14 protein-coding genes are annotated in these 14292 nt (G+C 62.8%); 11 read left to right on the top strand and 3 right to left on the bottom strand.

From position 1 onward, the window contains the following. The first annotated feature begins 29 nt into the window (after window positions 1-29). From prfB to M5B96_RS01065, 6 genes are all read left to right on the top strand, one after another. Window positions 30-1125 (top strand): peptide chain release factor 2 gene (gene prfB, locus M5B96_RS01090; protein ID WP_248794669.1). Its coding sequence is split into 2 segments (ribosomal slippage): window positions 30-101 and window positions 103-1125, totalling 1095 coding nucleotides; the frame shifts between segments, so codons are not numbered across the junction. An 82-nt stretch (window positions 1126-1207) separates the two neighbouring features. After that, window positions 1208-2710 (top strand): lysine--tRNA ligase, encoded by a 1503-nt coding sequence (lysS, locus tag M5B96_RS01085; protein ID WP_248794668.1) that lies wholly within the window; start codon window positions 1208-1210, stop codon window positions 2708-2710. 105 nt (window positions 2711-2815) lie between these two features. Then, entirely contained in the window at window positions 2816-3520 is a 705-nt protein-coding gene (locus M5B96_RS01080; RefSeq protein ID WP_248794667.1) for a TetR/AcrR family transcriptional regulator, read from the top strand. Between the two features lie 9 nt (window positions 3521-3529). Then, window positions 3530-4843 carry a flavohemoglobin expression-modulating QEGLA motif protein gene (locus M5B96_RS01075; RefSeq protein WP_248794666.1) on the top strand — a complete coding sequence of 438 codons (1314 nt, stop codon included), beginning with the start codon at window positions 3530-3532 and terminating at the stop codon, window positions 4841-4843. A gap of 82 nt (window positions 4844-4925) precedes the next feature. Beyond that, window positions 4926-5840 (top strand): alpha/beta hydrolase, encoded by a 915-nt coding sequence (locus M5B96_RS01070; protein WP_248794665.1) that lies wholly within the window; start codon window positions 4926-4928, stop codon window positions 5838-5840. Next, on the top strand, window positions 5837-6163 hold the full coding sequence (locus tag M5B96_RS01065; RefSeq protein ID WP_248794664.1) for a hypothetical protein: 327 nt from the start codon (window positions 5837-5839) through the stop codon (window positions 6161-6163). The genes M5B96_RS01070 and M5B96_RS01065 overlap by 4 nt, the downstream gene beginning before the upstream one ends. A gap of 64 nt (window positions 6164-6227) precedes the next feature. Here M5B96_RS01065 and M5B96_RS01060 read toward each other — a convergent pair whose 3' ends face one another. From M5B96_RS01060 to M5B96_RS01050, 3 genes are all read right to left on the bottom strand, one after another. Continuing rightward, a complete protein-coding gene (locus tag M5B96_RS01060) occupies window positions 6228-7019 on the bottom strand; it encodes an OmpA family protein (RefSeq protein WP_248794956.1) in 792 nt (263 codons plus the stop codon). Window positions 7020-7082: 63 nt separating this feature from the next. After that, window positions 7083-7505 carry a DUF4398 domain-containing protein gene (locus M5B96_RS01055; RefSeq protein WP_248794663.1) on the bottom strand — a complete coding sequence of 141 codons (423 nt, stop codon included), beginning with the start codon at window positions 7503-7505 and terminating at the stop codon, window positions 7083-7085. Window positions 7506-7869: 364 nt separating this feature from the next. Then, complete coding sequence (locus M5B96_RS01050) at window positions 7870-8211, bottom strand: pilin assembly protein (protein WP_248794662.1); 342 nt, start codon at window positions 8209-8211, stop codon at window positions 7870-7872. 223 nt (window positions 8212-8434) lie between these two features. Between M5B96_RS01050 and ppc the strand changes: the two genes are divergently transcribed. From ppc to M5B96_RS01025, 5 genes are all read left to right on the top strand, one after another. After that, a complete protein-coding gene (gene ppc, locus M5B96_RS01045) occupies window positions 8435-11065 on the top strand; it encodes a phosphoenolpyruvate carboxylase (protein WP_248794661.1) in 2631 nt (876 codons plus the stop codon). 285 nt (window positions 11066-11350) lie between these two features. Next, a complete protein-coding gene (gene adk / locus M5B96_RS01040) occupies window positions 11351-11998 on the top strand; it encodes an adenylate kinase (RefSeq protein ID WP_248794660.1) in 648 nt (215 codons plus the stop codon). Window positions 11999-12091: 93 nt separating this feature from the next. Then, window positions 12092-12766 carry a tRNA (adenosine(37)-N6)-threonylcarbamoyltransferase complex dimerization subunit type 1 TsaB gene (gene tsaB / locus M5B96_RS01035; RefSeq protein WP_248794659.1) on the top strand — a complete coding sequence of 225 codons (675 nt, stop codon included), beginning with the start codon at window positions 12092-12094 and terminating at the stop codon, window positions 12764-12766. 321 nt (window positions 12767-13087) lie between these two features. Then, window positions 13088-13387: a hypothetical protein gene (locus tag M5B96_RS01030; protein WP_248794658.1), complete on the top strand. Its 300-nt coding sequence runs from the start codon at window positions 13088-13090 to the stop codon at window positions 13385-13387. 13 nt (window positions 13388-13400) lie between these two features. Further along, window positions 13401-14273, top strand: a complete 873-nt coding sequence (locus tag M5B96_RS01025) for a DUF72 domain-containing protein (protein WP_248794657.1) — start codon at window positions 13401-13403, stop codon at window positions 14271-14273. Window positions 14274-14292: the final 19 nt, after the last annotated feature.

The raw sequence follows: 14292 nt of genomic DNA, 5'->3' as shown, positions 1-14292 counted from the left end.
CAAAAGTTCACCGACGAGTGCTGCCCGCCATGGAAATCAACCCGATCCTTAACAGTATCAAGGACTTGTCCGAGCGCTCCGAAACCATTCGGGGGTATCTTTGACTACGATCAAAAGCATGAGCGCCTGACCGAAGTCAATCGCGAGCTTGAAGATCCGGCTGTCTGGAACAACCCCGAATACGCGCAGAACCTCGGCCGCGAGCGCTCGGCGCTGGCGCTGATCGTCGAGACCCTGGACGACATGTCCAGCGGCCTGAGCGATGCCCGCGACCTGCTGGAAATGGCCGCCGCCGAAGAAGACCAGGGTGCCGTCGACGACGTCGCCGCTGAAGTCGAACGCCTGCGCGCCGCCCTGGAAAAACTCGAATTCCGGCGGATGTTCAGCGGCGAGATGGACGCGAACAACGCCTACCTGGATATCCAGGCCGGTTCCGGCGGCACCGAAGCCCAGGACTGGGCCAACATCCTGCTGCGCATGTACCTGCGCTGGGCCGACAAGCGCGGTTTCGACGCCACCATCATGGAACTGTCGGCCGGCGAAGTCGCCGGGATCAAGGGCGCCACCGTGCATATCAAGGGCGAGTACGCCTTCGGCTGGCTGCGCACCGAGATCGGCGTGCACCGCCTGGTGCGCAAGAGCCCGTTCGACTCGGGCAACCGTCGGCACACCTCGTTCTCGGCGGTATTCGTCTCGCCGGAAATCGACGACAACATCGAGATCGAAATCAACCCGGCAGACCTGCGGATCGACACCTATCGTTCCTCCGGTGCCGGTGGTCAGCACGTCAACACCACCGACTCGGCGGTACGGATCACCCACGTACCGACCAACACCGTGGTCAGCTGCCAGAACGAACGCTCCCAGCACGCGAACAAAGACACCGCGATGAAAATGTTGCGGGCGCGCTTGTACGAACAGGAAGTGCAGAAGCGCAACGCCGCTTCCCAGGCCCTGGAAGACACCAAGTCGGATATCGGCTGGGGTCACCAGATCCGCTCCTACGTACTCGACGCCTCGCGGATCAAGGATCTGCGCACCAACATCGAACGCAGCGACTGCGACAAGGTGCTGGACGGCGATATCGACGAATACCTGGAAGCCAGCCTCAAGCAAGGGCTGTAAGACACTACTCTGGGAGCCGGCTTGCTGGCGATCCCCGGCCGAAGGCCGGGGGCAACGAACCTGTGATGGAAAATCTAAAGACATGAGCGACCAACAACTCGACCCGCAAGCCCTGCAACAGGAAGAAAACACCCTGATCGCCCTGCGCAAGGAAAAGCTGGCTGCCGAGCGCGCCAAGGGGCAGGCCTTCCCCAACGACTTCCGTCGCGACGCCTACTGCGAAGACTTGCAGAAACAGTACGCGGACAAGACCAAGGAAGAGCTGGCTGAGGCAGCGATCCCGGTCAAGGTTGCCGGTCGCATCATGCTCAACCGTGGCTCGTTCATGGTGATCCAGGACATGTCCGGGCGTATCCAGGTCTACGTCAACCGCAAGACCCTCTCGGAAGAGACCCTGGCCGCGGTGAAAACCTGGGACCTCGGTGACATCATCGCCGCCGAAGGCACCCTGGCCCGTTCCGGCAAGGGCGACCTGTACGTCGAGATGACCCAGGTGCGCCTGCTGACCAAGTCGCTGCGCCCGCTGCCGGACAAGCACCACGGCCTGACCGACACCGAAACCCGCTATCGCCAGCGCTACGTCGACCTGATCGTCAACGAAGAAGTGCGCCAGACCTTCCGCGTGCGTTCGCAGGTCATCGCGCATATCCGCAACTTCATGATGCAGCGCGATTTCATGGAAGTGGAAACGCCGATGCTGCAGACCATCCCCGGTGGCGCCGCGGCCAAGCCGTTCGAAACCCACCACAACGCGCTGGACATGGGCATGTACCTGCGCATCGCGCCGGAGCTGTACCTCAAACGCCTGGTGGTCGGTGGCTTCGAGCGGGTATTCGAGATCAACCGCAACTTCCGTAACGAAGGCGTGTCGACCCGGCACAACCCCGAGTTCACCATGTTGGAGTTCTACCAGGCGTACGCCGACTACGAAGACAACATGGACCTGACCGAAGAGCTGTTCCGTGAGCTGGCCCAGGCCGTGCTCGGCAGCACCGACGTACCTTACGGCGACAAGGTCTTCCACTTCGGCGAGCCGTTCGTGCGCCTGTCGGTGTTCGACTCGATCCTCAAGTACAACCCGGAGCTGACCGCCGCCGACCTGCAGGATGTCGACAAGGCCCGCGCCATCGCCAAGAAGGCCGGCGCCAAGGTGCTCGGCTTCGAAGGTCTGGGCAAGCTGCAGGTGATGATTTTCGAAGAGTTGGTCGAGCACAAGCTGGAACAGCCGCACTTCATTACCGAGTACCCGTTCGAAGTCTCGCCGTTGGCCCGCCGCAATGACGAGAACCCGAACGTCACCGACCGTTTCGAGCTGTTTATCGGCGGCCGTGAAATCGCCAACGCCTATTCCGAGTTGAACGACGCGGAAGACCAGGCCGAGCGCTTCCAGGCCCAGGTGGCCGAGAAGGACGCCGGTGACGACGAGGCCATGCACTACGATGCCGACTTCGTCCGCGCCCTGGAGTACGGCATGCCGCCAACGGCAGGCGAAGGTATCGGTATCGACCGCCTGGTGATGTTGCTCACCAACGCACCGTCGATTCGCGATGTGATCCTGTTCCCGCACATGCGGCCGCAAGCGTAAACCCGTTGTTGAAAAAGCCGCCCTTGCAAGGCGGCTTTTTTATTGTCTGTTGGTACTGATGTTTCAAATTATTACAAGAGAGGAAGACCAGTAGTGGAGCGTGCAATGGCGCAAAAGGGAGCAGCTGGCGTCGCTACGGCGGTGGCTGAAAGCGTTCAGTATCAAGGGCGCAAGGCCAGTCGACAGGGAAGCGAGCAGCGCCGACAGGCGATTCTTGACGCCGCCATGCGCATTGTCGTGCGCGACGGCGTGCGCGGGGTGCGGCACCGCGCGGTGGCCGCGGAGGCTGATGTGCCGTTGTCGGCCACCACCTATTACTTCAAGGATATCGATGACCTGCTCACCGATACCTTTGCCCAGTATGTCGAGCGCAGCGCGGCCTTCATGGCCAAGCTCTGGGGAAACACCGAGGGCATATTGCGGGAAATGGTCGCCTACGGTGACGGCAGTGCAGCCTCACGGGCGCAAGTGGCCGACGATATCGCCCACATGATTGTCGACTACATCCAGCGGCAACTGCTCAACCGTCGCGAGTACCTGATGGCTGAGCAGGCGTTTCGTCAGGAAGCGCTGCTCAATCCTCGCCTGGCGGTATTGGTGCGCTCGCACCAGCAGATTCTCCTGCAGGGTGCCTACCAGTTTGTCCAGGTACTGGGAACCAAACAGCCACAGCAGGATGCCAAAGTGTTGACGGCGATTATCGGACGGATGGAATATCAGGGCCTGCTCAACGACGCCGAGGTCCAGTCCGAACAGGACATGCTGGGGATCCTCTCGCGTTACATGCACCTGGTGCTGGCCTCGGTCTAGGCTCTGTGCATGGCTATTCACCGGCCTCACTTTCAGGAGTCACCCTTGGACGATTACCAGCAGACGATACGCAGCCTTTCCGATCGCATTGTGCTGGCGCAGACACCGATTCGCGTGCTCGACGCGGTGAAGTGGGACGAGAACATCCGCAAGGGTTTTCTCAAGGCCAAGGGCAAGGAAATGCCGGCGGTGGATCGCGACTATTACACCGCGCGGCCGCTGTCGTTCGATTCCAGTGCGGTGAAGCTGGAGTTCCAGAATATCGAGCGCGATATCACCCGGCGGCTCGGTCAGTTCAACCCGGTCGGGCAGATCATGCGCCGTATGTGCCGCGAGTACCGGCAGGTGGTGCGGATGCTCGAAGCCCGCGGCACCGCGGATTTCGGGCTGATTTCCCAGGAGTTGTACGGTGCCGCGTCGGACGCTTTCCACGCCGGTGATCCGACCCTGGCCGACCTGGGCTTGATGCTGTCGGATTACCTGAACAATATCGACGTGCGTGGCGACCTCAAGGACGAACCCAAGACCCTCACCGCCAAGGACGCGGTCGACCTGTTGCAAAGCCGCTTGAACAAGGTGTTCGGCGAGGCCGAGGGGACCATCCGGGTGTTCGAGTCCGATGGTATCGTTGCCGACGCGGCGGCCGGCGCCGACTACATCAAGATCCGCGCCGATGCGATGTTCAACTCGCGGGATGTGCGGGCGCTGGAGGTGCACGAAGGCCTGGTGCATGTCGGCACCACCCTCAACGGCTTGAACCAGCCGATCTGCACCTTCCTGTCCAAGGGGCCGCCCTCGTCCACCGTGACCCAGGAAGGCCTGGCGATCCTGATGGAAGTGATTGCCTTCGCCTCCTACCCGACTCGCTTGCGCAAGCTGACCAACCGGACCCGCGCCATCGACATGGTGGAGCAGGGCGCGGATTTCCTCCAGGTGTTCGAGTTCTTCCGCGAGCAGGGGTTCGAGATGGCGGAAAGCTACGGCAATGCCAGTCGGATCTTCCGGGGCTCGACCCCCACGGGGCTGCCATTTACCAAAGACTTGTCCTACCTCAAAGGCTTTATCATGGTTTACAACTATATTCAGTTGGCCGTGCGCAAGGGCAAGCTCGAACAGGTGCCGTTGCTGTTTTGCGGCAAGACCACGCTGGAGGATATGCGTACGTTGCGCCAGTTGGTGGATGAGGGCCTGGTGGTGCCGCCCAAGTACCTGCCGGAGCAGTTCCGCGACATGAATGCGCTGTCGGCCTGGATGTGTTTCAGCAACTTCCTGAACCATTTGAGCCTGGATCGGATCGAAGCGGATTACTCTAATATCCTCTGACCACTGCCCGGACCTTGCAGGAGCAAGCTTGCTCGCTCCTGCAAGGGGGGGCTGCGCACTTATCTAGCGAGGCTTCGAACGGATGAGAATCCTCGGCATGCTGTGCCTGCTGCTGACCCTGGGCGGTTGCAGTTCCCTGCTGTTCTATCCCGATCCCGGCCTGCCGTTCACCCCGGACAAGGCGCACCTCGAATACCGCGATGTCACCCTGACCAGCGCCGATGGCTTGCGCTTGCGTGCCTGGTGGCTGCCGGTCAAGGCCGGCGTGGCGGTCAAGGGCACGGTGCTGCACCTGCATGGCAACGGCGGCAACCTGTCCGGGCATCTGGGCGGTAGCTGGTGGTTGCCGGAGCAGGGTTACCAGGTGCTGATGCTCGACTATCGCGGTTACGGCGTATCCGAAGGCGAGCCGAGCCTGCCGGCGGTTTACCAGGATATCGATGCGGCGTTCGACTGGCTGCAAAAGGCCCCGGAAGTCCAGGGCAAACCCCTGGTGGTCCTGGGGCAGAGCCTGGGCGGGGCGCTGGTGGTGCATTACCTGGTGGAACGCCATCCCGAGTACCAGTCACGGCTCAAGGCCCTGGTGCTCGATGGCGTGCCGGCCAGCTACCGTTTGGTGGGGCGTGATGCCCTGGCGTCGTCCTGGCTGACCTGGCCCCTGCAAATCCCGCTGTCCTGGCTGCTCCCGGACGGCGACAGCGCGATCAAGGCCATGCCGCGCCTGAACGGTGTGCCGAAACTGATTTTCCACAGCCTCGACGACCCAATCGTGCCACTGGCCAATGGCATCCTGCTGTATCAGGCGGCACCGCCGCCGCGGGTGTTGCAACTGACCCGCGGCGGTCATGTGCAGACCTTCGGCGATCCGACCTGGCGCCGGGTAATGCTGCGTTATCTCGACGACCCGCAGCACTTCAACGGCCTGCGCCGCCTGGGCGAGATCCCGAATTACCCGTCTGTCCCGAATTCGAATGTTGAACCAGAGAGCCCGCAATGACTGAAGAACGTAATGCCATTCCCCTGATCATCACCGGTATCGCCAGCATCATCGGTACGGTGGCCTGCCTCTGGTACTACGGCTACCTGCATTTCGCCAAGCCGGAGGATGCGCTGCTGCTGAGCGAATTCACCATGCTCAAGACCGTGCCCGGGGAAGACTACAAAGTCTCGCTGGAGCCGGCGGCGCAAACCGCGCAGTGCGTCGATGGTGTGCTCGTGCTGTTCGACACCGAGCAGAAGGGCCTGACCGGTGTGCTGGTGAACAGCAAGAGGCAGGCAGTGCGCTGCATGGGACAGGAGACGCCGACGCTTGTGCAGTAACCTTTTTCCGGTGGCCGCACGTGAAAAAACCGCCTGATCCAATCAGGCGGTTTTTTTTCGCCGATCAGTTATTGCGGCTGATGGACGAGCGCGGTGCCACGGGCTGGTTGTCGTTGGAAATGGTTACTTCCACGCGACGGTTCATGGCGCGGCCGGAAACGCTGCCGTTATCCGCCACCGGGTACTCCTGGCCATAGCCCTGGGTCACGATACGCGACGGGTCCACGCCCATCTTGATCAGTGCCACCTGCACCGAGGTGGCGCGGCGTTCGGACAGGCTCTGGTTGTAACCCGAGGCGCCGGTGCTGTCGGTGTAACCCTCGATGATCACCTTGCGATCGGGGTTTTCCTGGAGGAACTGCGCCAGTTTGTTGATGTTGAGCAGGCCGGAGGATTTCAGCTCGGCCTTGTTGGTGGCGAACAGCACGTCACCGAAGGTCACCAGGGTACCGCGCTCGGTCTGCTTGGCGTTCAGGCTTTCCTGCAACTGCTTGATCTGCTGGTCGCGGGCATCCAGGCGCGCCTGGGCGCGCTGGGCGGCAGCATTTTTCAGGTTGGCTTCGGCGGTGCGCAGGGCGATGGTCTGCTTCGCCACTTCAACCCGCTGGTTGGTCAAGTAAGCCAGCTGGTCGACGGTCTCGACCTTTTCACGGTTCTGGTAGGCCTTGTCGGCCTTGTCCAGGTAGTCGCTGGCATCCTTGGTTTCCAGGGCCGCGACCTTGCTCGCCTGCGGGTTGGCTTGCAGCCCGGAGAAGTTGGTCCGGGCCTGCTCCAGATTGCTGTTGGGCTGCGACGAGCAGGCGGCCAGGCCGACGCCGAGGGCCAGGAGGGCTGGGATCATCACTTGTTTGCGTATCATGGTTGTCATCCTTTATGAGGTTCAAGCTTCAGGGAGTGCAGGGGCTGAGCCTGCCGGTGCTTACTGCACCGGTTGCGCGGAGCGTTGGCTCTCCTGGCGCAATTCCTGAACACCTTTCTGTGAGTCCTTCACGGCCAGCTCGGCCTTGGTCGCCTGGGCCTTGCGTTCGGCGACGCGGGCATCCCATTCGGCCTGCTCGGCCAGGCGGCGGGCTTCGTCATACTTCTTGTCGTGCATGGCCAGCTCGGCTTGTTTGAGCTTGTCCTGGGCCGACTTCATTTCCACGGCGGCGTATTCGGTACCGCCGGCACTGACGGCGCTGTTGACCGCCGATTGGGTGACGGCGTACTGCTCACTCGGCGGGTTACCGGCGCAACCGGCCAGGAGCAGGCTGCCGCCGAACACCAGCGCGGCCAGTTTCAACCCGTGCAGGGCGGTAAACGAGGATTGGACAGTGTGGGTCTTCATGATCTTCAACTCCATTGGATAGCTCCTGAATAACGACATCGTCCATCACGGTTCCGGGAGATGGTGGCGCCGTGTCCAGCGGGTGGGCCGGTGCATGTTCACTGCATCTGCTCCGGTGATGGCTACTGGCTGTGACTCGCGGCTTTTTTGAATAGTTCAGGAAAAGATGGCCCTTCGCCGGAAAAAATACTGACCGAGCGGTCAGTGCAAAAAGTCTGAACTTTCACGGTGTGCAGGGGTATCGGAGGGCGGTGGTAGTGGCGGGCGAACGGTCTTTTGGACACGCAACGAAACCTGTGGGAGCCGGCTTGCCGGCTCCTACATTGACCGCGCCGACTGACGTCGTAGGGGCAGTGTCGGCAGGGCGTCGTGTCAGGATCTAGTGTTTCGGTTTGTCCTGGGATGCCAGGTCATGCAGATGTCGTCGCGACAGCGAGAGGAAGCGCGGCGTCGGCCCGACATCCTCATAAAGCGGATCACCTTCCTCGTCGGTGGCCACTACCTGTGAGCCCCGGACGTAGGGGAAACTGGCTTCCAGTTCCTCCAGCGCCGCGCCGATCAGCTCGCCGAGCAGCTCTTCCGGGGAGCGTTTGGGGTACATGTCGATCACCGCCGCCAGTCGCGCCGCAGCTTCCACATCCAGATGAATGGCATAGCCGGTGTCGGTCAACCGACCCTTGGCGTTTTCTTCCCAGTGCTGGGCAAGCTCGCGGATTTTCATATCGACCTCAATTCGCACCCGTTGATGGCGGGCATTGATGAGTGACCGGTCTGCACCGGCGATAAGGCCCTCGTGGGACCTATCTATCAGACTAGCTCCTGGTCACGAGGTTCAGCGCGGATTTTTGCCGGGCAGCAATTATTCGCTCGACTTGTAAGCATTCGTCGCCGTGGTGCACTCTTGGGCCTGTGAGCCATCTCAGCGTCCCCTGGAGAGTCTGTCGATGTCCGATATTGATGTGCGTTTGCGTGAAGACGTCCACCTGCTGGGTGAACTGCTGGGCAATACCATCCGTGACCAGCACGGTGACGAGTTCCTCGACAAGATCGAGCGTATCCGCAAGGGCGCCAAGGCCGACCGCAGCGGTTCGGCGAATGCCGAGCTCAGTGCCAGCCTGGACAGCCTGGGCGACGACGAGCTGCTGCCGGTGGCCCGGGCCTTCAACCAGTTCCTCAACCTGGCCAACATCGCCGAGCAGTATCAGTTGATTCACCGTCGCGATGCGTCGCAGCCGGCACCCTTCGAGGCGCGGGTGCTGCCGGAGTTGCTGGCCCGGCTGCTCGCCGAAGGCCACGGCGCCGAATCCCTGGCGCGGCAATTGGGCCGCCTGGAGATCGAACTGGTACTTACCGCGCACCCCACTGAAGTGACGCGGCGTACGCTGATCCAGAAATACGATGCCATTGCCGCGCAATTGGCCCAGCAGGACCATCGGGACCTCACTGGCGCCGAGCGTGAGCAGATCCGCCAGCGCTTGCAGCGCCTGATCGCCGAAGCCTGGCACACCGAGGAAATCCGCCGCACCCGGCCGACCCCGGTGGACGAGGCGAAGTGGGGCTTCGCGGTGATCGAACATTCCCTCTGGCAGGCCATTCCCAATTACCTGCGCCGCGCCGACCAGGCGCTGTTCGCCGCCACTGGCCTGCACCTGCCCCTGGAGGCCGCGCCGATCCGTTTCGCGTCCTGGATGGGCGGCGACCGCGATGGCAACCCGAATGTCACGGCCACGGTCACCCGTGAAGTCCTGTTGCTGGCCCGTTGGATGGCGGCGGACCTCTATCTGCGTGATGTCGATTACCTGGCCGCCGAGTTGTCGATGCAGCAGGCCAGCGGGGCCCTGCGCGCCCGTGCCGGCGAGAGCGCCGAACCTTACCGTGCCGTGCTCAAGCAATTGCGTGAGCGGCTGCGGGCCACCCGCAACTGGGCCCAGGCCTCCCTCGCCACGACGCAAGCGGCGTCGGACGAGGTGCTGCAGAACAACCGCGAACTGCTCGAGCCGCTGCAACTGTGCTACCAGTCCCTGCACGAGTGCGGCATGGGGGTGATTGCCGATGGCCCGTTGCTCGATTGCCTGCGCCGGGCGGTGACCTTCGGCCTGTTCCTGGTGCGCCTGGATGTGCGCCAGGACTCCTCCCGCCACGCCGCCGCCATGACCGAGATCACCGACTACCTGGGGCTGGGACGTTACGAAGACTGGAAGGAGGAAGACCGCCTGACCTTCCTGATGCGCGAGCTGGCCAATCGTCGCCCGCTGCTGCCAGCCTGGTTCAAGCCTTCCGCGGACACCGCCGAAGTGCTGGCGACCTGCCGCGAAATCGCCGCAGCGCCGGCGGCGTCCCTGGGCTCCTATGTGATCTCCATGGCTGGTGCCGCCTCCGATGTGCTGGCGGTGCAGTTGCTCCTCAAGGAGTCCGGCGTGCTGCGGCCGATGCGCGTGGTGCCGTTGTTCGAAACCCTGGCCGACCTGGATAACGCCGGGCCGGTGATGCAGCGGCTGTTGCTGCTGCCCGGTTATCGCGCACGCCTGCAAGGCCCCCAGGAAGTGATGATCGGTTACTCCGATTCGGCCAAGGACGCCGGTACCACGGCGGCAGCCTGGGCGCAGTATCGGGCCCAGGAGCGGCTGGTGGAGATCTGCCGTGAGCAGCAGGTCGAACTGTTGCTGTTCCATGGTCGCGGCGGCACCGTTGGTCGCGGTGGCGGTCCGGCCCACGCAGCCATTCTGTCGCAACCGCCGGGCTCGGTGGCGGGACGTTTCCGCACTACCGAGCAGGGTGAAATGATTCGCTTCAAGTTCGGCCTGCCAGACATCGCCGAGCAAAACCTCAACCTCTACCTGGCCGCCGTGCTCGAAGCCACCTTGCTGCCGCCACCGCCACCACAGCCGGCCTGGCGCACGCTGATGGACGAATTGGCCGCGGACGGCGTCAGCGCCTACCGCGCCGAGGTGCGGGATAATCCGCAGTTCGTCGAGTACTTCCGGCAGTCCACCCCGGAACAGGAACTCGGGCGCCTGCCGCTGGGCAGTCGTCCGGCCAAGCGCCGGGCCGGCGGTATCGAAAGCCTGCGGGCGATCCCGTGGATTTTCGGCTGGACCCAGACGCGCCTGATGCTGCCGGCCTGGCTCGGCTGGGAAGCCGCGTTGAGCAAGGCCCTGGCACGGGGCGAGGGCGCGCTGTTGGCGCAGATGCGCGAGCAATGGCCGTTCTTCCGTACCCGTATCGACATGCTGGAAATGGTCCTGGCCAAGGCCGACGGCGATATCGCCCGTTCCTATGACGAACGCCTGGTGGATGCCGAATTGCTGCCGTTGGGTGTGCACTTACGCGACCTATTGTCGCAGGCCTGCGCGGTAGTACTGGGTTTGACCGGGCAGTCACAACTGCTCGCCCACAGTCCCGAGACCCTGGAATTCATTCGCCTGCGCAACACCTACCTGGATCCGTTGCATCGCTTGCAGGCCGAGTTGCTGGCCCGTTCGCGGCGCCAGGAAACAGCCCAGGACAGCCCTCTGGAACAGGCTTTGCTGGTGTCTGTGGCGGGGATTGCCGCCGGGCTGCGCAATACTGGCTAAGGTATGCAGGAAGGTTCTCTGTGTGCGACAGGACAAAAGCGACCGCCCAGTCAGGGGCGGTCGTTTTTGTCTGGCGACACTTTATTGTCGGGGGGCGACCTGGCGTAGCAGGTTTCACCGCTTGTGCAGGCATGGGTTGCTGCTACTTTCGGCGGCTTGTGTGGGTACGGTCGGCTGTGTATCTTGATCAGCCTTTGGCCGTTTTGCGGCCATGATCCTATTTTTGAGATTGGCCCCACGAGGCGAATCCGAGCGTTTCTAAATAAAAAATTGAGGAGCACATCGATGCGCGTCATTCTGCTGGGAGCTCCCGGGGCCGGTAAAGGTACTCAGGCTAAGTTCATCACCGAAAAATTCGGTATCCCGCAAATTTCCACTGGCGACATGCTGCGCGCCGCGGTCAAGGCCGGCACTGAGCTGGGCCTCAAGGCCAAGGGCATCATGGACGCCGGCGGCCTGGTCTCCGATGACCTGATCATCGCGCTGGTCAAGGACCGTATCGCCCAGGCCGACTGCGCCAAGGGTTTCCTCTTCGACGGCTTCCCGCGCACCATTCCCCAGGCCGAAGCCCTGGTGGAAGCCGGCGTCGAGCTGGACTACGTGGTCGAGATCGCCGTCGATGACGAAGAGATCGTCCAGCGCATTGCCGGCCGTCGTGTGCACGAGGCTTCCGGGCGCGTCTACCACACCGTCTACAACCCGCCGAAAGTCGAAGGCAAGGACGACCTGACCGGTGAAGACCTGGTCCAGCGCAAGGACGACACCGAAGAAACCGTGCGTCATCGCCTGTCGGTCTACCATTCCCAGACCAAGCCGCTGGTGGATTTCTACCAGAAGCTCTCGGCCGCCCAGGGCAAGCCGAAGTACAGCCATATCGCCGGTGTCGGCTCGGTGGAGTCGATCACCGGCAAGGTGCTTGAAGCCCTTAGCTGATCGCTGTAGTCGTTGCCTCTTCAACAGCCCGCTTGCGGGCTGTTGTTGTTTATACTGTCGCACTTTTTTCCTTTCGACCTGACGGATACATCGATGAGCACCTTGCTGGCCCTGGACACCGCGACTGAAGCCTGCTCCGTCGCCCTGCTGCATGACGGCAAGGTGACGAGCCACTACGAGGTGATTCCGCGCCTGCACGCGCAAAAGCTCTTGCCGATGATCCAGCAGTTGCTGGCGGACGCCGGTATCAGCCTGTCGGCCGTGGATGCGATTGCCTTCGGCCGTGGTCCCGGGGCCTTTACCGGGGTGCGGATTGCCATCGGTGTGGTCCAGGGGCTGGCGTTCGCCCTGGAGCGGCCGGTGTTGCCGGTGTCGAACCTGGCGGTCCTGGCGCAACGGGCCTTTCGCGAGCACGGCGTGCGCCAGGTGGCCGCGGCCATCGATGCGCGGATGGACGAGGTGTATTGGGGCTGCTACCGCGAGGAAGCGGGGGAAATGCGCCTGGCCGGCGTCGAGGCGGTGCTGGCACCGCAAGTGGCGGCTTTGCCGGACGATGCCAGTGGCGAGTGGTTCGGCGCTGGCACCGGCTGGGGTTACGGCGAGCGGATCAACGTTGCGCTGAGCGGCCAGGATGCCAGCCTGCTGCCCCACGCCGAAGATCTGTTGAGCCTGGCGCGCTTCGCCTGGGCGCGCGGCGAGGCCATCCCGGCCGACGACGCCCAGCCCGTCTACTTGCGCGATAAAGTGGCAACGCCCAAGGCTCGTTGAGTCTGCAAGGCCGAACACGGCTCCTTGTAGCCTGGCTTGCCAGCGATGGCGCAAATGCAGGGTCACTGGCCTTATCGCCGGCAAGCCGGCTCCCACAAGGTTGCGCGGCAACCCATAAAATCCAGGCTAAACTGAGCGTTAAGCCGATCATTCGACGAATCGCCCGGATTGGTCAAAAATGTGCCGTTCGTCATGTTTTGCCCACCCGGGCCTTGGGCTGTGAAAACCTTTTCCAGGTTCTGTGGTCCAGTTATCACTCGGGCAATAGCTAAGTGCGGTGCGTGCTGCTAAATTGCCATCATCGACACCGAGCATACTCCAATGCGTATAGACGGCGTTTCCTCACAGTCCTACCCCATCAAGCGCAAACCGCGCAAAGGCAGCGTCGTGCTCGACGACGACGCCGATGTGTCGAGTGGCGATAGCGAGGACCTCTCCGAGGTGGCCGCGCGTGCCGAAGCGGCCGGTAGCCGCCTGGCCAATCTGCCGGCCCGGCCGCAGGACATGATCTTCCATCGCGCCATGAGCAAAAGTGTCGCCAATGCATTGGCCAGCTACCTGACCACCGCCGGTTTCGTCGAGTGGGACATGGAAGTGTTGGGGCTCGACCTGCATATCTGATTTAATCGGGTCAATGACTGACCCTGTCCTGCTGCCTTATTACCTCGGTTGCCCTTCCTGGAGCGAAAACGCCTGGCGCGAGTATCTGTACCCGCCCACCGCGCGTGCCGGCGACTTTCTCGACCTGTACGCCCGGGTATTCAACGCCGTTGAGGGCAACACCACCTTCTATGCGCGACCCGCGCCAGCCACGGTGCAACGCTGGGCGCAGACCTTGCCTGAGCATTTTCGCTTTACCGCCAAGTTTCCCCGGGATATCAGCCATGGCGGCGACCTGCGGGATCAAGCGCAGGCTGCCGAAGACTTCCTGCAACTGCTCAAGCCGCTGGGCCCGCGGGTGGCGCCGTTGTGGCTGCAATTGCCGGCCAGTTTTGCGCCGCAGCGCCTGGCCGAGCTGGCCGGGTTTATCGACGCACTGCAACGCCCGTTGGCGATTGAAGTCCGTCATCGCGACTTTTTCGCCAAGGGCGACGCCGAGCGGATGCTCAATCGCCTGCTGCTGGACCGGGGTGTCGAACGGATCTGCCTCGATCCGCGAGCGCTGTTCAGTTGCACCTCCAGCGATCCCTCGGTGCTCCACGCCCAGTCGAAAAAGCCCAAGGTGCCACCCCGGCCGGCGGCGTTCACACTGTTCCCGCAGGTGCGTTTTATCGGGCACCCGGAACTGGAGGCGAATGAGCCGTTCCTGACCCCCTGGATCGAAAAGGTCGCCGGCTGGATCGAGGAGGGGCGCACGCCCTATGTGTTTCTGCATACCGCCGACAACCGCCTCGCAGCGGCGCTGGCGCAACGTTTTCACGCCCGGCTGAGGGCGCGTCTGCCTGGCTTGCCGGCGCTGCCTGAGCTATACAGAGGGCCGGCCACGGAGCAACTCGGGTTACTCTGACGGCGCCATTTTCTCTTTG

Source organism: Pseudomonas sp. MWU13-2105 (genome assembly GCF_023242315.1).
GTDB lineage: Bacteria > Pseudomonadota > Gammaproteobacteria > Pseudomonadales > Pseudomonadaceae > Aquipseudomonas.
Note: the sequence above shows the minus strand (reverse complement) of the source record. Positions and strands in the feature narration are given on the sequence as shown.

Excerpts from the sequence above, each read along its gene's own strand:
- ppc (WP_248794661.1), top strand. The coding sequence starts at position 8,435 with ATGTCCGATATTGATGTGCGTTTGCGTGAAGACGTCCACCTGCTGGGT.
- M5B96_RS01065 (WP_248794664.1), top strand. The coding sequence starts at position 5,837 with ATGACTGAAGAACGTAATGCCATTCCCCTGATCATCACCGGTATCGCC.
- adk (WP_248794660.1), top strand. The coding sequence starts at position 11,351 with ATGCGCGTCATTCTGCTGGGAGCTCCCGGGGCCGGTAAAGGTACTCAG.
- M5B96_RS01030 (WP_248794658.1), top strand. The coding sequence starts at position 13,088 with ATGCGTATAGACGGCGTTTCCTCACAGTCCTACCCCATCAAGCGCAAA.
- M5B96_RS01055 (WP_248794663.1), bottom strand. The coding sequence starts at position 7,505 with ATGGAGTTGAAGATCATGAAGACCCACACTGTCCAATCCTCGTTTACC.
- lysS (WP_248794668.1), top strand. The coding sequence starts at position 1,208 with ATGAGCGACCAACAACTCGACCCGCAAGCCCTGCAACAGGAAGAAAAC.
- M5B96_RS01075 (WP_248794666.1), top strand. The coding sequence starts at position 3,530 with ATGGCTATTCACCGGCCTCACTTTCAGGAGTCACCCTTGGACGATTAC.
- M5B96_RS01025 (WP_248794657.1), top strand. The coding sequence starts at position 13,401 with ATGACTGACCCTGTCCTGCTGCCTTATTACCTCGGTTGCCCTTCCTGG.
- tsaB (WP_248794659.1), top strand. The coding sequence starts at position 12,092 with ATGAGCACCTTGCTGGCCCTGGACACCGCGACTGAAGCCTGCTCCGTC.
- M5B96_RS01070 (WP_248794665.1), top strand. The coding sequence starts at position 4,926 with ATGAGAATCCTCGGCATGCTGTGCCTGCTGCTGACCCTGGGCGGTTGC.
- M5B96_RS01080 (WP_248794667.1), top strand. The coding sequence starts at position 2,816 with ATGGCGCAAAAGGGAGCAGCTGGCGTCGCTACGGCGGTGGCTGAAAGC.
- M5B96_RS01050 (WP_248794662.1), bottom strand. The coding sequence starts at position 8,211 with ATGAAAATCCGCGAGCTTGCCCAGCACTGGGAAGAAAACGCCAAGGGT.